Raw genomic sequence first — 20,895 nt, 5'->3', positions numbered from 1 at the left:
GCTCGATGGCCTTGGCCTTGGCCTCCTTGCGGGAGGCGCCCCGGTGCACCCGGAACATCTCGCCGAGCTGGTAGCCCACGCTCAGCACGGGGTTGAGCGCGGAGAGCGCGTCCTGGAAGATCATCGCGATCTTCTGGCCGCGGAGCTTGCGCTGCTCCTCCTTGGACATCTTGAGCATGTCCTGGCCCCGGAACAGGATCTCACCCGAGGTGACCCGGCCCGGAGGCATGTCCAGGATGCCCATGATGGTCTGCGCGGTGACGGACTTACCGGAGCCGGACTCGCCGAGCACGGCCAGCGTCTCGCCCGCCGCGACGGAGTAGTTGACGCCGTTGACGGCCTTGGCGATGCCGTCCCGGGTCACGAACTCCACGTGCAGGTCGCGGACTTCGAGCAGCGGGGTGCCGGGGGTGAGGCGCTCCCCGCCGTCGGTCTTCTCAGTGACAGTGGTCATGGTGCGTTTCGCCTCTCTCAGCGCAGCTTCGGGTCGAGGGCGTCGCGGACCGCGTCACCGAGCATGATGAACGCCAGCACGGTGATGCTGAGCATGCCGGCCGGGAAGAAGAGTGCGAACGGCGCCTGCCGGATCGCCTTCTGGGCCGAGTCGATGTCGATGCCCCAGGAGATCGTCGGGTCCTGGAGGCCGATGCCGAGGAAGCTCAGCGTCGCCTCGGTCGCGATGTAGCCGCCGAGGGCGATGGTGGCCACCACGATCACCGGGGCGATCGCGTTCGGCAGGACGTGCTTGAACAGGATCCGGCCCGTACCGGCACCGAGCGCCTTGGCAGCGGTGACGTAGTCGGCCTGCTTGATGGTGATCACCGAACCGCGCATCACGCGGGCCATCTGGGTCCAGCCGATCGAGGCGAGGGCGAAGACCACGCTCCACACCGTGCGGTCGGTGAAGGCGTTCAGCACGACCAGGCAGCCGAGCAGCAGCGGGATACCGAAGAAGACGTCGGTCAGCCGGGAGAGCAGGGTGTCGATCCAGCCGCCGAAGTAGCCCGCCAGCATGCCGATCAGGCCGCCGACGATGGTCACGGAGGCGGTGACGCAGATACCGACCACGATCGAGGCGCGGGCGCCGTAGACCACCCGGGCGTAGATGGAACGGCCCTGGACGTCGTAGCCGAACCAGTCGCCCTGGAAGAGGTGGCCGTAGCTCGGCGCCCTCAGGTAGTCGTGCGTGAGATCGCCCGCCCGCGGGTCCACCGAGGTGAACAGGCCGGGGGCGATGCTCATCACGATCAGCACCAGGATCAGCACTGCGGAGATGAGGAAGATCGGGCGGCGGCGCAGGTCCTCCCAGGCATCCGAGCCGAGGCTTCGGGCCTTCTCCGGCTTGGCCGTTGCCTCGACGGCACCGCTCTTGGCCGGGTCGGCGGGGGACTTCGTGTCGATCAGGTCAGGCATAACGGATCCTCGGGTCCAGGACCGCGTACAGCAGGTCCACGATCAGGCTGGCGGCGAGGTAGACGATCACGAGGACGACCACGAACCCGGTGACCGTCGCTCCTTCCTTCTGGTTGATCGCGTGGTAGAGCGCGTTCCCGACACCCTTGACGTTGAAGATGCCCTCGGTGACGATCGCTCCGCCCATCAGCGCACCGAGGTCGGTGCCCAGGAAGGTGATGACGGGGATCATGGAGTTGCGGAGCAGGTGGGTGACGATCACCTTCCGGCGCGGCAGGCCCTTGGCCACCGCGGTGCGGATGTAGTCGGCACGGATGTTCTCCACGATGGAGGTGCGGGTCAGACGGGCGACGTACGCCAGCGAAAGCGACCCCAGCACGATGGCCGGCAGCAGCAACTGCTGCAGATCCGTGGAGTCCTGGACAGTGGGCTTGACCCACTTCAGGTTGATACCGAAGATCGTCTGGAAGACGAAACCGAGCACCGGCACCGGAATGGAGATCAGGATCAGGGTGAGGACAAGAGTGCTCTTGTCCGCGAACTTCCCGCTTTTGAGCCCCGACAGCAGGCCGAGCGCGATACCGAAGACGATCTCGATACCGAAGGCCATCAGTGCCAGTCGAACGGTCACCGGCATGGCCTCTGAGATCACGTCAATGACCTTGCGGCCCGACAGGGTCTCACCGAAGTCCCCGGTGAAGAGGCCCTTCATATACTCCACGTACTGCTGCCAGAGCGGCAGGTCCAAGTGGAACTTGTGCTTGAGTGAGGCGAGCTGAGCCGGATCCGGCTGCTTGTCTCCCCACATCGCCCGGACCTGGTCACCCGGTAGGACATGCACCATGAAGAAGATCAGTGCGGTCGTACCTATGAACACCGGGATCATCTGGAGCAGTCGCCTCGCGACAAAGCGCCCCATCATGCCTCCATTGCGTGGTCGGCGCGGAAGCGGCCGGTGCCGACACCCGCCCTTCTTGGGGGAGGGGTCGGCACCGGCCCGTTACGCCTGCTGCTGGTCCCGGGCTGCGCTGAGGGCAGCCCTGGCGGGCCTGGTGGTACCGGCCTGCCTACTTCTTGATCTCGACCTCGGTGAACACCGGGTCGCCGAAGGAGTCGAACTTGACGTTCTGAACCTTGTTCGAGTAGCCGGAGTTGGTCTTGTAGTACCACAGCGGGATGGCCGGCATGTCCTTGGCCAGCACGGCCTCGGCCTGGCTGTACAGCTCGGTGGTCTTGTCGATCGAGGCGGCCGCGTCGGCCTGCTTCGACAGCTGGTCGAACTCCGGGCTGGAGTACAGCGAGTCGTTGGCGGAGGCGCCGGTGCCGTAGATGTCGCGCAGGAAGTTGGCGTTCAGCGGGTAGTCCTGCTGCCAGGCCGAGCGCATGATGCTGTCGACCTTGTGACCGTCGATCAGGTCACGGGCGGTCTTGAAGTCCGGCTTGGGGTCGCCGACGCACTCCACACCGGTGTTCTGGCGGATCGAGTTGCAGACCGCGTCGACCCAGTCCTTGTGGCCGCCGTCGGCGTTGTAGAGGATCGTCACCTTGTTGTTCGGGACGCCGCCGCCGGCCGCGATCAGCTCCTTGGCCTTGGCCGGGTTGAAGGTGCACGCCTCGCCGCAGGCACCCTTCTTGTAGCCGGCCACGCCCGGCGCGACCCAGCTGTCGGCCGGCATGCGCGAACCCTGCAGCACGGTCTTGGTGATGGTGTCCCGGTCGATCGCCATGGACAGGCCCTGGCGGACCTTCGCCTTGTCGGCGCCCTGCCAGTCCGGCTGGTACATCGCGAAGGCGATGGAGGTGATGCCACCCTGCGGCTGGTCGACCGCGCGGTCGCCAAGGTCGTTCTTGTACGAGGCCAGGTCGCTCGGGTCGACCTGGTCCAGCACGTCCAGGTTGTCGGAGACCAGGTCCTTGTAGGCGGCCTCGGCCTGGGTGTAGTTCTTGAAGACGATGCCGCCGTTCTTCGGCTTGTCCACGCCCGCGTACTTGTCGTAGGCGGCGAGGGTGACGGCCTTGTTGTGCTCCCACGAGACGAACTTGTAGGGGCCGTTGCCGATCGGGGACTCGCCGTACTTGGCCGGGTCGGTGAAGAAGACCTTCGGCAGCGGCGAGAAGGCGGTGTAACCGAGCTTGTACTCGAAGTACGAGACCGGGGCGGTCAGGTCGATGGTGAAGTGGGTGTCGTCCACGACCTTCAGACCGGACATCTTGTCCGAGGTCGGGGCGCCCTTGTCCTTCTCCGGGTGGACGTCCGCGTAACCGGCGATGTCGACGAACCAGTTGCTGTTGACCTGGTTGTTCTTGGTGTTGGCCGACCAGTTCCAGGAGTCCACGAAGGACTGGGCGGTCACCGGAGTGCCGTCGTGGAAGGTCCAACCGGACTTCAGCGTCACCGTGTAGTGCTGGGAGTCGGTGGTCTCGATCTTGTCCGCGACCTGGTTGCGCAGCTTGCCGTTGGCGGGGTCGTAGTCGACCAGCCCACGGAACAGGTTCTTGATGATGCGACCGCCGCCGACCTCCATGGCGTTCGCCGGCTGGAGCGGGTGCTGCGGCTCGGTGCTCTGGTAGCTGAACGAACCCTTGGCGTCGGCCGCACCGCTGCTGTCAGACGAACCGCCGCTGCTGCAGGCGGTAGCGGCGAGGGCGACCGCGACAGCCGCGACGACCCACTTTGCCTGGCTGGCACCGCGCATGGATATGCCTCCTGTATCCGTGATCCAAACGTGGAGAGCACCGCAGGAGGTGACCGACCAGAGGTCCGCGCCCCAGCGATGCTTCCTCGCCCGAGGTTTCGGCGCGCACCCCTGCGCGTAACCCTTGACCCGAGCTCGACTGAACCCACTATCGGTCACGCTCGGATACTTAGATGACCATTACGCATTTCAATTTGGTCACATGAAAGTTGGATTGATTTTAAAAATCGGACATATGAGACATACTCAGACAGGAACGAAACGGACAGTTGCATTGAATGACGGTCGGTTACGTACGATTAACGGACATCTAGAAGATCATCTAACTACGCGCGTCGATCGCGGAGAGTGAGAAAAGGGCCGGTCGCCACCCCCCTGCGAGAGGGGGGCAGCAACCGGCCCTTCGAGTACTACCGAAAGAGCGTCAGCCCTTCTTGGCCCGCGACGCGGTGCGGCCGCGGTCCTTCTGGTCCAGGACCAGCTTGCGAATGCGGACGGTCTCCGGAGTCACCTCGATGCACTCGTCCTCGCGGCAGAACTCCAGCGACTGCTCCAGCGAGAGCTTGCGCGGCGGGACGATCGACTCGGCAACATCAGCGTTCGAGGAACGCATGTTGGTGAGCTTCTTCTCCTTGGTGATGTTGACGTCCATGTCGTCGGAACGCGAGTTCTCGCCGACGATCATGCCTTCGTACACCTCGGTACCCGGGTCGCAGAAGAGCACGCCGCGCTCCTGCAGGTTGGTCATCGCGAAAGCGGTGACCACACCGGCCCGGTCGGCGACCAGCGAACCGTTGTTGCGGGTCGTCAGGGTGCCGAACCACGGCTCGTGGCCCTCGTGGATCGAGTGCGCGATACCGGTGCCGCGGGTGCTGGTCAGGAACTCCGTACGGAAGCCGATGAGGCCACGGGACGGAACGACGAACTCCATGCGCACCCAGCCGGAGCCGTGGTTGGACATGTTGTCCATGCGGCCCTTGCGGACACCCATGAGCTGCGTGACCGCACCCATGTGCTCCTCGGGCACGTCGACCGTCAGACGCTCGACCGGCTCGTGGACCTTGCCGTTGACGTCCTTGGTGACCACCTGCGGCTTGCCGACGGTCAGCTCGAAGCCTTCGCGGCGCATGGTCTCGATCAGGATCGCCAGGGCCAGCTCACCACGGCCCTGCACCTCCCAGGCGTCCGGACGGTCGGTGTCCAGGACGCGCAGCGAGACGTTACCGATCAGCTCGCGGTCCAGCCGGTCCTTCACCTGGCGGGCGGTGACCTTGCGGTCCTTGACCGCGGCCTTGGCGTCCGCGCCCTTGCCGCTGCCGCCACGGCCGACCAGCGGCGAGGTGTTGGTGCCGATGGTCATCGAGATGGCCGGCTCGTCCACCGTGATCAGCGGCAGCGCGATCGGGTTCTCGGTGTCGGCCAGGGTCTCGCCGATCATGATGTCCGGGATACCGGCGACGGCGCAGATGTCGCCCGGACCGGCCTGCTCGGCCGGCTTGCGGGTGAGCGCCTCGGTCATCATCAGCTCGGTGATGCGGACGTTCTGGATCGAGCCGTCGCGCTTGATCCAGGCGACGGTCTGACCCTTCTTCAGGTAGCCCTGCTCGACGCGGAGCAGCGCGATACGGCCGAGGAAGTTGTCCGCGTCCAGGTTGGTGACGTGGGCCTGGAGCGGCGCCTCGTCGTCGAAGGTCGGGGCCGGGACGTGCGCCAGCAGGGTGGAGAAGAACGGCTCCAGGTTCTCGCTGTCGGCGGGGACGGTGCCGTCCTCCGGCTTGGTCAGCGAGGCGACGCCGTCACGGGCGCAGGCGTAGACGATCGGGAACTCGATCTGGTCCTCGTCCGCGTCCAGGTCGAGGAACAGGTCGTAGGTCTCGTTGATGACCTCGTCGATCCGCGAGTCCGGACGGTCGGTCTTGTTGATGCAGAGGATGACCGGCAGCTTGGCGGTCAGCGCCTTGCGGAGCACGAAGCGGGTCTGCGGCAGCGGACCCTCGGAGGCGTCGACGAGGAGCACGACCGCATCCACCATCGACAGACCGCGCTCGACCTCGCCGCCGAAGTCGGCGTGGCCCGGGGTGTCGATGATGTTGATGGTGATCGGTGCGCCACCGTCCTTGGGGTGGTACTTGACCGCGGTGTTCTTCGCGAGAATGGTGATGCCCTTCTCGCGCTCCAGGTCATTCGAGTCCATCATTCGGTCGTCGAGCTGCTGGTGGGCGGCGAAAGCGCCGGCCTGCTTCAGCATGGCGTCGACCAGGGTGGTCTTGCCGTGGTCGACGTGGGCGACGATGGCGACGTTACGGATGTCGTTGCGCGTGGGCATGCCTAGCTGATTCTCCCGGAATCGTGGGTTGCGGCGCCCGGCTGCGTGACGCCGACTTGCGATCCCTGTTGATCGCCGCCGCCCGTTCCGCCTGCTACTACCGGTCCACCCGCCGGGCACGATGACATGCCACGGCTTCCTCCTATGGTACGTGGAACCACCCAACGAATCCGAAACGGGCATCCGAAGACGGTCGGAACCGGTTGTGGACGGCCGGATCGGCTCAGCTCCCGGTGCGGAAACCCAGGTCCTGGAAGCGCGGGCCGGCGAACCCGTACGCACCGGCGTTGGCGACGGTGTTGCGCACCGCGACCAGGTCGGGGCGCTGGTAGAGCGGGACCGAGTGGGCGAGCTGCCAGATCCGGCCGTCGGCCTGCTGGAGCAGCTTGCGCTGCGCGCCGAGGTCGAGTTCGGCGGCTGCCCGGTCGAAGAGCCGGTCGATCTCCTCGGTGCCGACCCTGGCGTAGTTGCGGCCGACCACCGGGATGCCGTCGGGGCCCGGCTGGGGCTTGGCGTAGAGGGCGCGCTCCTCGGCGCCGGGGAAGCCGGTGACGGGCCAGGAGAAGAGGGCCAGATCGTAGTCGCCGGTGGCCAGGTGGTCCTTGACGAAGCCGTCGGCGGGGACCGGTGAGGTGTGCAGGGTGATCCCGGCCTCCGCCAGGTTGGCGGTGAGGGCGTCGGCAGTACGCCGGGCGGTGGCGGAGCCGTCCGGGATCAGCAGGGTGAGGGCGAGCTGCTTGCCGTCCTTGGCCCGGCCCCCGTCGCTCCGCTTCCAGCCCGCGTCGTCCAGCTGCTTGGCCGCCGTCTCGTCGCCGTCGGCGGCGGCGCTGTTGTCCCGGTAGCCCTCCTGGTCGGCCATCAGCAGGTGGTTGCCGAGCGGGGTGGCGGGCAGGCCCAGCGGGCCGAGGGCCGCCTTGGCGATCCGCTCCCGGTCCACGGCCCGGGCGACGGCGCGGCGGACGGCGGTGTCGGCGAGCGGGGCTCTGGCGGCGTTCAGGGTGAGCTGGGTGAAGGCGGCGGAGGGGGCCCGGTGCAGGCTCAGTCCGGGCAGCGACTCGGCCCGCCGCAGTGCCTGGTCGGAGGCGTCGACCAACGCCGCGGCGGCCGGCGGCGCGGCCGGAGTCGGCTTCACCGGTCCGGCGGAGGCCGCAGACGCGGAGGCACCGGACGCGGAGGCGGAAGCGCCCGACGCGGAGGCGGAAGGGGAGGCGGAGGCCGAGGGCGAGGCGGCGCCGGAAGCGTCCGAGGCGGACGGTTTCGCCGAGGCCGCTCCTCCGGTGGCGGCCCGGTCCGCCAGCGCGTAGTCGATGGCGGAGGTCAGCGGGGCGATGTCCAGCTTGTCCTGGTCGAGGGCGTCCAGCCGGGCGGTGGCCGGGGTGGCCAGGAAGTCGATCTCCTCGGCCTTCGCGGGATCGCCCCACCAGCCGGGGTTGCGGACCAGCGCCGCCTTTCCGGCCGCGCGGTCGTACGAGCGGACCGTGAACGGGCCCGCCGAGACGCGGAGGGTGTCGGTGAGCGGCTGGTTGAAGGTGGCTGCCGAGCCGGTCGCCGCGGCCGGGTAGAGCGGGCTGAACAGGGCGCGCCAGGCGCCGTACGGCTGTTTGAAGGTGACCTTCACCTCATGGGCGTCCGCGCCCTGCTCGACCGAGGCGATCGCGGCGTACCCGCCCGGCTGATCGCTGTGGAAGGCCGGGTCGGCACCGGAGAGGGCGTGCCACTGGGCGGTGAAGTCGGCGGCCGAGATCGGGGTGCCGTCGCTCCAGACCGCCTTGGGGTTGAGCCGGTAGGTGACGACCTGGGGGTTCTTCCCCGCCTTGGTGGACTCCGCGGCGACAAGGTAGTCGGGGTCGGCGGTGGCGTGGGCGTGCTCGTCCAGCCGGAACAGGCTGGGCAGCAGGGCATGGGCGAGCAGTTCCGAGTCGGCGGTCGCCTCGGGCTGGAAGACGTTGAGGGTGGCCGGGACGGAGTCCACGGCCCAGCGCAGGGTGCCGCCCTCGCGGAGGTCGGACCGGTCGACGCGGGCGAGGTCGGCGGCGGACGGCGGCGGGGCGTTGTCCTCGGAGCAGCCGGCCAGAGCGGTGCTCATCATCAGGGCGAGGGCGACGGCAGTGACCTGGGGGACGCGCATGCACTTCTCCGGCGGATGGTCAGTTGATCCGAGGATCAGGGCGGACCACCACTGAAGGACACTCGCGCGCCCGGCAGCGCTCGACACGGTGACCCCACCACGGGAAGCACCCTCCCGGCCTACCGTTCGACGACCGATCGGCCATGCCCGCCCGGGCTGTGCCTACAGGGACAGCTCGAACCAGACGATCTTGCCGTTGGGCGTCCGGCGGCTCCCCCAGCGCTCGGCCAGCAGGCTGACCAGCTGGAGGCCGCGGCCGCCCTCGTCGGTCTCCTGGGCCCGGCGCTGCCGGGGTTGGGCGTAGCCGTCGTCCCAGACCTCGCAGACCACCGTACGGTCCTTCAGCAGGCGCAGCCGGATCTCGCCGCGTCCGTGCCGCAGCGCGTTCGTGACCAGCTCGCTGACCAGCAGCTCGGTGGTGTCGACCAGCTCGTCGAGACCCCGGGTGAGCAGCCAGCCGCAGGCGAGGTCACGGGCCTTGCCGACGGAGGTCAGCTCGGCGGGCAGCCTCCAGTCGCCGACGGCGTCCTCGGGCAGGCTCTGCACCTTGGCCATCAACAGGGCGATGTCGTCCTCGCCGTGGTGCGGGATCAGCTCGTCCAGGACCTGGTCGCAGAGCTTCTCCAGCTCCTTGGAGCCGTTCGTCAGGGCGGTGCGGAAGGCGCGCAGGCCCTCGTCCAGCTGGTGCTTGCGGGACTCCACCAGGCCGTCGGTGTAGAGGCCGAGGATCGCGTCGTCCGGCAGGTCGACCCAGACCTCCTCGAAGGGCTCGCCGCCGACGCCGAGCGGCAGTCCGGGCGGCACGTCCAGCATCCTGGCGGGCTCCCCCGGGCTGAGCAGGACGGGCGGCAGGTGTCCGGCGTTGGCGAAGGTGCAGCGCTGCTTGACCGCGTCGTACACGGCGTACACGCAGGTGGCGAGGTAGAGCTCGACGGACTCCTCGCCGGGGCGGTCGCTGTCGCCGCCGAGGCCGCGGGCGATCTCGTCCAGCGCGCCGAGCACCTCGGCGGGGTCGAGGTCGAGCATGGCGAGGGTGCGCACGGCCGTCCGGAGCTGGCCCATCGCGACGGCGGCGCGCAGGCCGCGGCCCATCACGTCGCCGATCACGAGTGCCGTGCGGCTGCCGGGCAGCGGGATGACGTCGAACCAGTCGCCGCCGACCTCGGTGTTGTTGTTACTGGGCAGGTAGCGGCGGGCGATCTCCAGACCGGTGGCGGCCGGGTTGCCGGGGGGCAGCAGGCTGCGCTGGAGCAGCAGGGCGCGTTCGTGCTCGCGGCGGTAGAGCCGGGCGTTGTCGACGCAGACGGCGGCGCGGGCGACGAGTTCCTCGGCGATGGCGACATCGCGGGCGTCGAAGGGTTCGCTGCCGATCGCGCGGGAGAGCTGGACCAGGCCGAGCACCTGGTCGCGGGCGACCAGCGGGACCACCAGGGTGGAGCGCAGCAGCGGGTCGGGGCCCGGCTGGGGGACGACGCTGCGGCCGGTGCGCAGCGCGCGGGCGTGCGGGGAGCGACGGGGGTAACAGAGCGTCCCCCCGGCCTCGGCGACCGGCACCGACCCCTCGGCGCCGAGCACGCTGGAGGCGCCGCCGACCACGCTGGAGACCGCGACCCGGCGCAGTTCGCCGCATCCGTCCGAGAGCCCGGACTGGCCGGAGATCGGGCCGGAGTCGCCGGTGAGCAGCGCGGTGTAGAGGTCGACGGTGGCCAGGTCGCAGAACTGCGGGACGATCACGTCCAGCAGCTCCTTGGCGGTGGTCTCCAGGTCGAGGGTGGAGCCGATGTGGCTGCTGGCCTCGTTCAGCAGGGCGAGGCTGCGGCGGACTCCGGCGGCCTCGCGTTCGGCGACGTGGCGGCTGGTGACGTCCATGACCTGTCCGGCCACGCCCATCGGGTGCCCGGCCGCGCCGGTGAGCCGGTAGAGCGAGATGGCCCAGCGGCGGCCGCCGTCGCGCCGGCCGCCGCCGGGGGCGGGGACGCTGGCGGTGCGCGGGACGGCTCCGGTGAAGCGCAGGTCGACGATGGGCCCGCCGCCGTCGAGCACCTTGCGCAGCGCGACCAGCAGCCGCTCGGCCTCGCCGGGCAGGAAGAGGTCGTACGGGGTGAGGCCCTGGAGTTCGGTGGGCGAGAGGCCGACGCCCGCGGCGAAGGCGTCGTTGACCCGCTGGAGGCGCAGGTCGTTGCCGAAGAGGAAGAAGCCGGTGGGGGTCTGCCCGAAGACGGCCTCGGAGGCGGCCAGGTCGGTCTCGATCCGGCGCAGCCGTCCGAGGTCGACGGCGAGACAGGTGGCGCCGGGTGTGCCGGTGCCGGGCGGCGCGTGGGGCACCGCGTCGGGCATCGCGTACAGCTCGGCGAGGCCCTCGCTGCCGTCGGCGTTGCGGTAGGGCGCGGTGCCGACCCACTCCTCGCCGCCCAGGATGCGCTCCAGCCGGGCGCGGCCGCGCCGCCAGAGCTCGCGGGGGACGAAGGTGGTGATCGGGTCGGCGCCGACCGCGTCGGCGGCGGGGATGCCGAAGAACTCGGCGGCCCGGCCGCTCCACTGGCTGATCCGGCCGTCCGGGCCGATCGCGAAGGTGGCGACCCGGACGAAGTCGTAGATGGAGCCCGGCTGGGTGTGACCCCAGCTGCCGGGCGCGCTGCAGTCCCTACCCCGGTCGGTCGGGACACCGAGCTGCCCGGGCACGGCAGCATGGCTGCCACTGCTCGGCGCGTTCGGCGCCGGGATGCTGTTCAACGGACCGACCCCTCCAACCCGTGGCCATCCGGATGTCGAGAAGACCGAGTATTCATCATCCGGGGGCAAGCGCACACGCCCCGGACATCACAACATCGAATCAAGGGCGGCCCCGCCCCGGGTCCTTACCCGGCGGCGGCTGTTCGAACCAGGCAGCCCAGCCGAATCAGCACGCCCGGGTCAAGCGCGTTGAGCTTATCCGACCTGAATGCCGCTCAGATACGACAAGATCATGCCGAGTTGTGGCGTACGCCGGCGCATTGCTGAACGGCCGGTGGCGACGGTGAACATCCGGCTACCCGAATGTCTCACTCTGATCGGAACCGTCCGTCGCCAGTTCGAACCAGACCACCTTTCCCATGCCCTCCGTGCGGGCGCCCCAGCGCAGCGCGAGGCGGCCCACCAGCTCCAGGCCCCGGCCGCCCTCGTCGGCCTCGGCCGCGTGGCGCTCGCGCGGCGGGTCGGGCAGCGGGTCGGAGATCTCCACCAGCAGGGTGTCGCCCAGGGTCAGCCGGACCCCGATCGGGGCGCTGGCGTAGCGGACCGAGTTCGTCACCAGCTCGCTGACCAGCAGTTCGGCGGTGTCCGTGAGCCCCTCGACGGACCAGTCGGCCAGCGTGCCGCGCACCAGGCGGCGGGCCCGGGAGACCGCGGTCGGCTCGGCGGGCAGCGTCCAGCCGGCCGTCGGCGTACCGGTCTGACCCCGGCCGAGTCGGGCCAGCAGCAGCGCGACGTCGTCCGGCTCGCGGCCCTGCTCCATGGTGGCCAGGACCGCCTCGCACGCCTGTTGGATGGATGCGTAGGGTTGTTCGAGCACGCTGATCAGCCGGCCGAGGCCGACGTCGAGGTCCTTGTCCCTGGACTCCACCAGCCCGTCCGTGCACAGCGCCAGCAGACTGCCCTCGGGGATCTCCAGCTCGATCGACTCGAACGGGACTCCGCCGACCCCGAGCGGCGCACCGGAGGGCAGGTCCACCACCTGGCCGGCGCCGCCCGGCAGCGGGCTGCCGATCCGGGCGGCCTCCTCGGTCGGCTCCTTGGGGACGATCAGGACCGGCGGGATGTGCCCGGCCTTGGTGGCCGTCAGCCGCCCGGTCGCCGGGTCGAAGACCGCGTACACGCAGGTGGCCAGCAGCGCCTCGTCCGGCCCCTGGGCCAGGTCGTCGGCCAGCTCGTTGACGTGCCGCAGCAGCACCTCGGGCGGCAGGTCGAGGCCGGCCAGGGTGCGTACGGCGGTGCGCAGCCGGCCCATCGTGGCCGCGGCCCGCAGACCGTGGCCCATCACGTCGCCGACCACCAGCGCCGTCCGCTCGCCCGGCAGCGGGATGACGTCGAACCAGTCGCCGCCCACCTCGGTGCCGCTGCTGCCCGGCACGTACCGGTAGGCGACCTCGATCCCGGCGGGCTGCGGGACCTGCTGGGGCAGCAGGGTGCGCTGCAGGGTGAGGGCCGCGGTGCGCTCGCGCGCGTACAGGCGGGCGTTGTCCAGCGAGCTGCCCGCCCGGTCGGCGAGCTCCACGGTGAACGCCAGGTCGTCCCGGTCGAAGCCCTCCCGGTAGCCCGCCCGGCTCACCACCAGCAGGCCGATCACGATGCCCCGGGCGCGCAGCGGCACCACCAGCCGGGAGTGCACGCCCAGGTCGTGCGCCGCCTGCACCTTCGGATCGCCGGGGTAGGAGAGGTCGCTCAGCTCGTCCGGGCCGGAGAGCAGTTCGGGTACGCCGCTGCGCAGCACCCGGCCGAAGGCGGAGTCCTCGGAGAAGGTGATCCTGGCGCCCCGGCGGAGCATCGTCTCGACCTCGGGGCCGTCCTGGACCGAGGCGGTGCCGAGCTGGAGCAGCGAGGTCCGCCGGTCGTGGCCGTGCCGGGGCAGGTCGTCGCCGTGGGCCACCGCCTGGAGCAGGATCACGGCGGAGTAGTCGGCCAGCCGGGGGACCACCGCACCGGCCAGCTCCTGGGCGATCCGGGCGGCGTCCAGCAGGTCGCCGACCCGGGATCCGAACTCGTTGAGCAGCGAGAGCCTGCGCCGGGCGTGCTCGACCTTGGACACCGCGCGGTAGCGCTCGGTCACGTCCATCACCGTGCCCGAGATGCCGAGCACCCGGCCCGAGCGGTCCGTCATCCGGCTGTACGAGATGGACCGGAAGCCCGCGCGGGCCGTCATCGGGGCGGCGAGGGTGACGTCGACGACCGGCTCGCCGGTGGCCAGCACCTGCCGCTGGATGGTGGTGATCTCGTCGGCGGCGCGCTCCGGGAGGGTCTCACCGGTGGTGCGGCCCACGTGCTCCTCCGCGGCCACGCCGTTCATCTCGGCGAGGGTGTGGTTGACGGCGGTGTAGCGCAGGTCGGTGTCGAGGACCGCGATGCCGAGCGGGGACTGCTCGAACAGCGCGTCCCGTACCGCCAGGTCGCGCTCGACCGCCTGGAGCATGCCGGCGTCGGCGAGCGCGACCTGGAGGAACGGCGTCCCGTCCCCGTCCACCAGCAGCGAGATCCGGGCCTCGACCCCGACCAGTCCGCCCTCCCGGTGGCGCAGCTCGGTCAGCCCGTGCCAGCTGCCGTTGCGCACGGTCTCCTCGATCGCCGCCAGGGTGCGGTCGGCGGCCCCCTCGCCGCCCACCAGCTCGCCGACCCGACGGCCGACCAGGAGCTCGCTCGGCCAGCCGAGCAGCTCCTCGGCGGCCGGGCTCCACAGCACCACCCGGCCCGAGGTGTCCAGGATCGCGATGGCCACCTTCACCACGTCGAACAGACTGCCCTCGGTGTGCTGGCCGAACCGCGCGGCAGCCGGCGTGCCGGAGCCGGGGAACGGCGCGGTCGGACGCCCGCGCGAGGTGGGCGCACCGGGCGCGGCCACCCGTCGGCGGGCGGGATCGGGGGCCTCCGGCGGCTGGTCCTGCGATACGCCCTGCGGCGCGGCGGCGGGCGGCGGCATCCGGCGGCGCAGCCGGGCACGGGCGGCGGCACCGCCGAGCCCCCGGCCCGTACCGCCCGCGGCGGCACCCGGGACAGCGCCCGGGACGGGGCCGGCCGCGCGCAGCGGACCACGTCGGGGGAGCTCCTGGCCTTGCCGTGCTCCCCCGCCGTTACCCGTACTCGACACGGACGGGGCCTCCGGCTCTCGGGCTGTGCACCTCGGCGGACCACCGGGGTACGGGATGGCGGGGTGTCATCTCACCTATGGTGACGAATGCTGCCGAACAGTGACATACCCACCACTCTGCCAGCGTATCCCGGGCAGCCGGGTCGTCTTTAGGATTGGCCCGCCCGAGCGGCTCACCGACTGCGAGGAGACCCGCCGGTCAGGACTGTGCGAGCAGCAGGGCGACGTGCGGCAGGACCTCGCGGTCGTGCTCCAGCCAGTCCACCTCGGTGAGCTCGGCCGGGCCGAGCCAGCGCAGCTCGGAGTGGTCCTCCAGCGGCTGCGGGTCGCCGGAGAGCAGTTCGGCGGCCCAGATGCGCAGTTCAAGGCCGGGCCGGATCGGCCACCGGCCGGGCAGCTGACGCAGTGCGCGGGCGCGCACCCCGAGCTCCTCGTGCAGTTCGCGCTCCAGCGCCTGCTCCTGGCTCTCCCCCGGCTCGGCCTTGCCGCCCGGGAACTCCCAGTACCCCGCCACCTCGGGCGGCGCGCTGCGCCTGGCGGCCAGGACCCGGCCCCGGTGGATGAGGGCGCCGCCGACGACGATCCGGTTCTCCATGCTTCAGACCCTATGCGGGCTCGGCCTCGGTCCAGTACAGCTGCTTGTGGCCGCGAGCCTCGAACTCCGCCGCCAGCGCCTCGGCCTCGGCGCGCCCGAGGCCGCCGGCGACCTCGGAGCGGTTGCCGTTGTCGTCCTGGCGCATCACCCGGTACGTCTCCACACCGTGCACGGTAGCCGGGCCGTACTGGCCCCGGCCCGGTGGGGGACGGGCCGGGGCCTGGTACGGCCACCGACGCTACCCGCGGCCTGATTCCGGCGGATGCGGGTGCGGTTAACACCAGGTAAGGCGCGGCTCCCCGACCCGTTCGGCGGCCGACACGGCCGGCCGGGGCCCGCACCACTCGAAAGCCGTACGGGACGGCCGCCGCCGGACCCGATCGGGGGACCCGGCGGCCGTCAGACCCGGGCCAGCAGTTCCCCGTGCAGGACCGCGAACCAGCCGTCCGGCTCGGCGGCCCAGGAGCGCCAGCCCGCCGCGATCCGCTCCAGGTCGGCCGGCTCGGCGTACCCCCGGGTGGTGGCGCTCTCGGCGAAGGCGGTCCCGACCGTGCGGTCCGCCCACAGGCCGCCCCAGAACGCCCGCTCCTCGGGTGTGGCGTACGTCCAGGTGCCCGAGGTGACCCGGACCTGCTCCAGGCCGGCCGCGTGCGCCCAGGACAGCAGCCGCCGGCCGGCGTCCGGTTCGCCGCCGTTGGCCCGGGCGATCCGCTGGTACAGCGCCATCCACTCGGCCAGCTCGGGCAGTTCGGGGTACCAGGTCATCGCGGCGTAGTCGGAGTCCCGGGCCGCGACCACCCCGCCGGGTGCGGTGACCCGGCACATCTCGCGCAGCGCGGCCACCGGGTCGGCGACGTGCTGCAGCACCTGGTGGGCGTGCACGACGTCGAACTCGCCGTCCCGGTGCCGCAGTCGGTGCACGTCGGCCGGCTCGAACACCACATTGGCCAGGCCCCGCCCGGCCACGTACGCGGCGGCCTGCTCCAGCACCTCGGCGGAGGTGTCCACGGCGACCACCCGGCCGGTCGGGCCGACCAGTTCGGCCAGGTCCGCGGTGATCGTGCCGGGACCGCAGCCGACGTCCAGCACGGCCTGCCCCGGCCGCAGTTCGGACAGCAGGTAGGCGGCCGAGTTGGCCGCCGTACGGGACCGGTGCGAGCGCAGCACCGGCTCCTGGTGCCCGTGGGTGTAGACGGTCCGATGCCCTGTCATCACGTGCTCCCCTCATGTCGACAACACCGACGAGAGCACGCAGACGTCTCACAGAACGAGAAGATGTGTCCCGTATGTCAAGACGTTTGACCTGTCGGCTTCACTCCCCCCGGCCGTGCTCGCCACAATCGAGGGCATGGGAAAGACCTACGAACGCATCGACGGCCGCCTGCGGACCTTCATCGAGAGTCAGCCGGTCTTCTTCACCGCCACCGCCCCGCTGGCCGGGGACGGCCACGTCAACCTCTCCCCCAAGGGCCGCTCCGGGACGCTCGCCGTGCTGGACGAGCTGACCCTGGCCTACCTGGACTTCGGCGGCAGCCATGCCGAGACCATCGCCCACCTGCGGGAGAACGGGCGGATCACACTGATGTGGTGCGCCTTCACCGGACCGCCCACGGTGGTACGGGTGCACGGGCAGGGCGAGGCGGTCTTCCGCGACGACCCGCGCTTCGGCAGCCTGCTGGCGCACTTCGACCCGTCCGTGGACGGGGCCGGGCTGCGCGCGATCGTGCTGGTACGGGCCGAGCGGGTGAGCGACTCCTGCGGCTTCGCGGTCCCGTTCATGGACTACCGCGAGGAGCGCAGCCTGCACTCCGAGTTCTTCGAGCGGAAGGGTGAGGAGGAGTTCTCGGCGTACTGCGAGGGCAAGGAGCACATCGCCACCAGCATCGACGGACTGCCCGGCCTCCCGCTGCCGGTCCCGCCCCGGGCCGCCTAAGGATCCCCAGCACGAAGTCCCCGGAGGGGCGCGGGAGCCGCGCGCCTCCGGGGACTTCGCCCTGGTATCTGGTCAGTTGAGGGTGAACCAGGTGGAGCGGGACTTCTTCCACTCCGGGTGGCCGAGGTCCTTGGCCTCCGTGCCGTCGCCGTAGAGGTCGGCGGAGCCGTCGTCGGTGATCAGCTGCACCCGGGCGCCCGGAGCCGTCAGGTCGGGCACGTCCACCACGGACTCCCAGCCGCCCGGGTCGCTGGTCGGCAGGTCCAGCAGCTTGACCGGGGCGTCGGCGGGACGGCCGGTCCAGCGGTAGAGCGCGTACGGGTCGGAGTTGTCGTCGGCTGCCCAGGAGCCGGCCACGATCAGGTACTGGTCGGCGGCGTTCTTGCGGATGTCCCGGACGGACAGCCCGCCCAGGTCCAGCGAGATCGGGGGGCCGAAGCTCGCGTGCGCCGAACCGCCCGGCAGGCGGTCGATGTTGGTGACCGGGACCAGCAGCGCCTTGCCCCCGTTCGCGGGCGGCACCAGGGGCGCGCGGAAGCCGATGTACGCCGCGGTGGTGCTCCCCGGCGCGAACTCCAGGCCCTCGACGTTGAACCCGTCGATCTGCTTGGGCACCTGACCGGCGGCCGCTCCCGCTGCGAAGCCGTAGCGGTTGCCGTTGGCCTTGTCCCAGGCGATCAGGTCGTCCCGCAGCCCCCCGTACGAACCGCCCAGCGTGAGCTGGGTGTTGGCGCCCGAACCGGTGACGGTGGTGGTGAACAGGGTCGAGCGGTCCGGCTTGAGCTTGCCGTCCTTGTTGTTGCCGAGCGAGCCCGTCCAGTAGACGGTGTTGCCGACCCGGGCCCCGGCCTCGATGTCGATCTCGGAGGAGACCCCGATCGCGGCGGAGAAGTCCCAGGTCCGCACCGGTGCGCCGGAGGCGTTGCGGTCGTACAGGCGCAGCACGTTGGACTCGTCGTCCGCGACCACGACGTAGCCACCGCCCACGTCCACCGCCGCCGAGGCGTCGCTGGAACCGGTGAGGTAGCGGCTGTCCGCCGTGTGCTGGACCGCGGCCGAGGCCGCGTAGTGCAGGGTCCTGGTCGCCGTCCGGCCGCCCGCGCCGGTGACCTTCACGGTGAGGTCGGTGTAGCCCTGGCCGCGTGCCGCCACCGCGAGCGTGCGGGTTGCGCCGCTGCCGGTCACGGTGACGTCGCCGGCCTTGGCGACCGAGGACCTGCTGCTCGCCGACGCGGCCACGGTGAGCGCCGAGGCGTCGGCCCCGCTCTGCGCCACCGTCACGGTGACGGTCGGGTCGCCGGTCGCGCCGACGGCGCCGGAGAGATAGCCGGCCGAGAGCGCGATGGTGGGTGTGCCGTAGCCCGCCGCACCGGCCGAGCCCGCCGACAGCACGGGGACGGCGGCCAGGGTGAATGCGGCGGCGCTGAGCGCGAGCGAACGAGGACGGAGCACGGCGGGCCCTTCGATTGCCGGAGCGTACGTGGACCGGACCAGGCTCGGTCCGCCCGGCGAACTCCACTCGTACGACGCCGGACTGTCGGACGAACACCTGACGGGCGGACAGCCGACGGGCGGACCGCACATCTCGGGCCGTACCGTGGCACCGTCCCCCTTGGCACGTCCGCCGGATATCCTCCGACGCCCTGCGACAACCCCGAGAGAAACGGACCACCTGTGGCCGCACGCCGCCCGTACGTCCTGCTGAGCGCCGCGATGTCCGTCGACGGCTTCCTCGACGACGCCTCGCCCGACCGACTGCTGCTCTCCAACCCGGCCGACTTCGACCGGGTGGACGAGCTGCGGGCCGGCTGCGACGCCATCCTGGTCGGCGGCAACACCCTGCGCCGGGACAACCCCCGACTGCTCGTCAACTCCGCGACCCGGCGCGCCGCCCGGACCGCCGCCGGGAAGCCCGAGTACCCGCTCAAGGTGACCCTCACCGCGAGCGGGACGCTCGGCGCCGACCTCGTCTTCTGGCACACCGGCGGCGCGAAGCTCGCGTACACCGCGCAAGCGGCGGCTGCCGGGCTGCGGTCGGAGCTGGCCGGGCTGGCGGAGGTCGTCGGCCTCGGCACCGAGGTGGACCTCGGCGCCGTCCTGGACGACCTGGGGGCGCGCGGCATCGGGCGGTTGATGGTCGAGGGCGGCGGCAGCGTGCACACCCAGTTCCTCGCCCAGGGGCTCGCCGACGAACTGCAGCTCGCCGTCGCCCCGTTGCTGGTCGGCCAGCCCGACGCACCCCGCTTCGCCGGTCCGGCCGCCTACCCCGGCGGTCCCACCCGGCGGATGCGGCTGATCGAGGCGCGTACGGTGGGCGATGTCGTTCTGCTCCGGTACGCCCCCAAGGAGACCAGCCCGTGACCGCATCCGAGGACCTGCGCTGGCTCGGCCGCGCCGTCGAACTCTCCCGGCTCTGCCCGCCCTCCGAGACCGCCTTCTCGGTCGGCGCGGTGATCGTCGGCGCCGACGGCGAGGTCCTCAGCGAGGGCTACAGCCGTGAACTCGACGCGGTGTGCCACGCCGAGGAGGCCGCCCTCGCCAAACTGCCCGACGGGGACCCCCGGCTGCGCACCGCGACCGTCTACAGCTCGCTGGAGCCCTGCGGACAGCGCGCCTCCCGGCCGCTCACCTGCGCCCAGCGGATCATCGCGGCGGGCATCCCCCGGGTCGTCGTCGCCTGGCGGGAGCCGGACCTCTTCGTCACCGCCTGCCAGGGGACGGCGCTGCTCACCGGGGCGGGCGTGACGGTCGAGGAACTGCCCGAACTCTCCGAGGACGCCCGCGCGGTCAACGCCCACCTGCTCGGCTGAGGCCGTCGGCCGCCCTTCTGCACTCCGCTGGTACTCCGCGCCCCTGCGGCATCCCGCCGACGCGGTCTCCCGTCAGCGCGGGGTCTGCGAGCGGGAACTGTGGCCGAGTTTGGATGCTCGGCGCGATGGTGCGGTGTCCGGCGGCCGGACGGGTACCGGCGGGTGTGATCGTCATGGCGGCGACCGTAGGTGCCGGACACTTCGACGCCGGCCGAAGTATCGAGGGTGCACCCTGGGGACGTGACGGAGAACGTACGGGAGCGCACGGCGGCGGCCGACGAGGTACGGGCCGAGGGCCGGACGGTGGCCGCCCTGGCCGGGCTGCTGGCCGATGCCACCAGGGCCGCGTTCTGCCTGGCCCTGCTGGACGGCCGGGCCTGGACGGCCAACGAGCTCGCCCGCCATGCCGGGGTCGCCGCCTCCACCGCGACTGCCCATCTCAACACCCTGACCGAGGGCGGCCTGCTCGCGGAGGAGCGCCAGGGCCGCCACCGCTACGTCCGGCTTGCCGGGCCGGAGGCCGCCGAACTGGTCGAGCACCTCGCCGCGCTGGCGCCCCGGCAGCACACCCCGGCGCCCCGCACGCTCTCCGCCACCACCCGGCGCAGCGCCATGGCCCGGGCCCGGACCTGCTACGACCACCTGGCCGGGCTGCTCGGGGTCACCATCACCGAGGCCATGGCCGAACGGGGCCTGCTGGACTGGGAGCGCGGGCCGGCCCTCACCCCGGCGGGCGTCGACTGGCTGGGCGCGCTGGGCATCACGCTGCCCCCGGGCTCCAAGCGGCCCGCCGTCCGCCCCTGCCTCGACTTCACCGAACGCCGCCCCCACCTCGCCGGGACCGTCGGCGCCGCGATCTGCCGGCACGCCTTCGAGGCCGGCTGGATCGTGCGCATCGGCACCACCCGTGCCGTCAGCCTCACCCCCGAGGGCAGGCAAGCCCTTGCCAGTCGGCTCGACCTACGGCATCACGCCATCCTGGCGCCGTAAGGCCGGTCACATGACGCGCGTAGTTGATGAACTATTTCCTGTCGAGTGGCAGATTCTGTAAAGAATCTTTACCAAAACTCGCCCCGGACCGTCGCATTCAGAGAAGTCCTTGACTGGTACAGAATGCAACTTTCGGTGTGGCATGTCCGGAAATGTGGACAACCGTTC

Annotated in this window: 16 protein-coding genes; 4 read left to right on the top strand and 12 right to left on the bottom strand. The window is 71.2% G+C overall.

Annotated elements, in window-relative coordinates; translation table 11 throughout:
* The 11 genes from UK12_RS07960 to UK12_RS07915 form a co-directional block, all read right to left on the bottom strand.
* The coding region (locus UK12_RS07960) for an ATP-binding cassette domain-containing protein (RefSeq protein WP_045301115.1) at nucleotides 1-454 on the bottom strand (454 nt) is incomplete at its 3' end.
* Between the two features lie 17 nt (nucleotides 455-471).
* A complete protein-coding gene (locus UK12_RS07955; protein WP_045301113.1) occupies nucleotides 472-1,413 on the bottom strand; it encodes an ABC transporter permease in 942 nt (313 codons plus the stop codon).
* Complete coding sequence (locus UK12_RS07950) at nucleotides 1,406-2,332, bottom strand: ABC transporter permease (RefSeq protein ID WP_045301111.1); 927 nt, start codon at nucleotides 2,330-2,332, stop codon at nucleotides 1,406-1,408. The genes UK12_RS07955 and UK12_RS07950 overlap by 8 nt, the downstream gene beginning before the upstream one ends.
* Nucleotides 2,333-2,480: 148 nt before the next feature.
* Entirely contained in the window at nucleotides 2,481-4,109 is a 1,629-nt protein-coding gene (locus UK12_RS07945) for a peptide ABC transporter substrate-binding protein (RefSeq protein ID WP_045301109.1), read from the bottom strand.
* A gap of 424 nt (nucleotides 4,110-4,533) precedes the next feature.
* A complete protein-coding gene (typA, locus tag UK12_RS07940) occupies nucleotides 4,534-6,435 on the bottom strand; it encodes a translational GTPase TypA (RefSeq protein ID WP_045301108.1) in 1,902 nt (633 codons plus the stop codon).
* A 223-nt stretch (nucleotides 6,436-6,658) separates the two neighbouring features.
* On the bottom strand, nucleotides 6,659-8,563 hold the full coding sequence (locus tag UK12_RS07935) for an ABC transporter family substrate-binding protein (protein ID WP_045301106.1): 1,905 nt from the start codon (nucleotides 8,561-8,563) through the stop codon (nucleotides 6,659-6,661).
* 162 nt (nucleotides 8,564-8,725) lie between these two features.
* Nucleotides 8,726-11,296: a SpoIIE family protein phosphatase gene (locus tag UK12_RS07930; RefSeq protein ID WP_197084646.1), complete on the bottom strand. Its 2,571-nt coding sequence runs from the start codon at nucleotides 11,294-11,296 to the stop codon at nucleotides 8,726-8,728.
* A 295-nt stretch (nucleotides 11,297-11,591) separates the two neighbouring features.
* Nucleotides 11,592-14,399, bottom strand: a complete 2,808-nt coding sequence (locus UK12_RS07925) for a SpoIIE family protein phosphatase (protein WP_045301104.1) — start codon at nucleotides 14,397-14,399, stop codon at nucleotides 11,592-11,594.
* 199 nt (nucleotides 14,400-14,598) lie between these two features.
* The gene (locus tag UK12_RS07920; RefSeq protein ID WP_045301102.1) at nucleotides 14,599-14,994 is read right to left on the bottom strand and encodes a (deoxy)nucleoside triphosphate pyrophosphohydrolase; all 396 of its coding nucleotides are present in this window, start codon (nucleotides 14,992-14,994) and stop codon (nucleotides 14,599-14,601) included.
* A gap of 10 nt (nucleotides 14,995-15,004) precedes the next feature.
* Entirely contained in the window at nucleotides 15,005-15,157 is a 153-nt protein-coding gene (locus UK12_RS39500; protein ID WP_156178597.1) for a hypothetical protein, read from the bottom strand.
* Between the two features lie 236 nt (nucleotides 15,158-15,393).
* A complete protein-coding gene (locus UK12_RS07915; RefSeq protein ID WP_045301100.1) occupies nucleotides 15,394-16,206 on the bottom strand; it encodes a methyltransferase domain-containing protein in 813 nt (270 codons plus the stop codon).
* Between the two features lie 136 nt (nucleotides 16,207-16,342).
* Here UK12_RS07915 and UK12_RS07910 point away from each other — a divergent pair, with 136 nt between their 5' ends.
* Nucleotides 16,343-16,927 carry a pyridoxamine 5'-phosphate oxidase family protein gene (locus tag UK12_RS07910; RefSeq protein WP_045301098.1) on the top strand — a complete coding sequence of 195 codons (585 nt, stop codon included), beginning with the start codon at nucleotides 16,343-16,345 and terminating at the stop codon, nucleotides 16,925-16,927.
* A gap of 72 nt (nucleotides 16,928-16,999) precedes the next feature.
* Here UK12_RS07910 and UK12_RS07905 read toward each other — a convergent pair whose 3' ends face one another.
* Nucleotides 17,000-18,379: a hypothetical protein gene (locus UK12_RS07905; RefSeq protein WP_045301096.1), complete on the bottom strand. Its 1,380-nt coding sequence runs from the start codon at nucleotides 18,377-18,379 to the stop codon at nucleotides 17,000-17,002.
* Between the two features lie 222 nt (nucleotides 18,380-18,601).
* On the opposite strand from UK12_RS07905, the gene UK12_RS43065 reads away from it, so the two are divergent.
* The 3 genes from UK12_RS43065 to UK12_RS07890 all read left to right on the top strand — a co-directional run bounded on the left by UK12_RS43065 (nucleotide 18,602) and on the right by UK12_RS07890 (nucleotide 20,727).
* Nucleotides 18,602-19,288: a RibD family protein gene (locus UK12_RS43065; protein ID WP_231591089.1), complete on the top strand. Its 687-nt coding sequence runs from the start codon at nucleotides 18,602-18,604 to the stop codon at nucleotides 19,286-19,288.
* The gene (locus UK12_RS43060) at nucleotides 19,285-19,737 is read left to right on the top strand and encodes a deaminase (RefSeq protein WP_045301094.1); all 453 of its coding nucleotides are present in this window, start codon (nucleotides 19,285-19,287) and stop codon (nucleotides 19,735-19,737) included. Before UK12_RS43065 ends, UK12_RS43060 begins: the two co-directional genes overlap by 4 nt.
* A gap of 240 nt (nucleotides 19,738-19,977) precedes the next feature.
* Nucleotides 19,978-20,727: an ArsR/SmtB family transcription factor gene (locus UK12_RS07890; protein WP_231591088.1), complete on the top strand. Its 750-nt coding sequence runs from the start codon at nucleotides 19,978-19,980 to the stop codon at nucleotides 20,725-20,727.
* Nucleotides 20,728-20,895 lie beyond the last annotated feature (168 nt).

The sequence above is a fragment of the Saccharothrix sp. ST-888 genome (assembly GCF_000955975.1).
Taxonomy (GTDB): domain Bacteria; phylum Actinomycetota; class Actinomycetes; order Streptomycetales; family Streptomycetaceae; genus Kitasatospora.
Note: the sequence above shows the minus strand (reverse complement) of the source record. Positions and strands in the feature narration are given on the sequence as shown.

Coding starts and splice junctions, on each gene's coding strand:
- UK12_RS07945 (WP_045301109.1), bottom strand. CDS start 4,109: ATGCGCGGTGCCAGCCAGGCAAAGTGGGTCGTCGCGGCTGTCGCGGTC.
- UK12_RS07920 (WP_045301102.1), bottom strand. CDS start 14,994: ATGGAGAACCGGATCGTCGTCGGCGGCGCCCTCATCCACCGGGGCCGG.
- UK12_RS07935 (WP_045301106.1), bottom strand. CDS start 8,563: ATGCGCGTCCCCCAGGTCACTGCCGTCGCCCTCGCCCTGATGATGAGC.
- UK12_RS07950 (WP_045301111.1), bottom strand. CDS start 2,332: ATGGGGCGCTTTGTCGCGAGGCGACTGCTCCAGATGATCCCGGTGTTC.
- UK12_RS07910 (WP_045301098.1), top strand. CDS start 16,343: ATGGGAAAGACCTACGAACGCATCGACGGCCGCCTGCGGACCTTCATC.
- typA (WP_045301108.1), bottom strand. CDS start 6,435: ATGCCCACGCGCAACGACATCCGTAACGTCGCCATCGTCGCCCACGTC.
- UK12_RS07915 (WP_045301100.1), bottom strand. CDS start 16,206: ATGACAGGGCATCGGACCGTCTACACCCACGGGCACCAGGAGCCGGTG.
- UK12_RS07955 (WP_045301113.1), bottom strand. CDS start 1,413: ATGCCTGACCTGATCGACACGAAGTCCCCCGCCGACCCGGCCAAGAGC.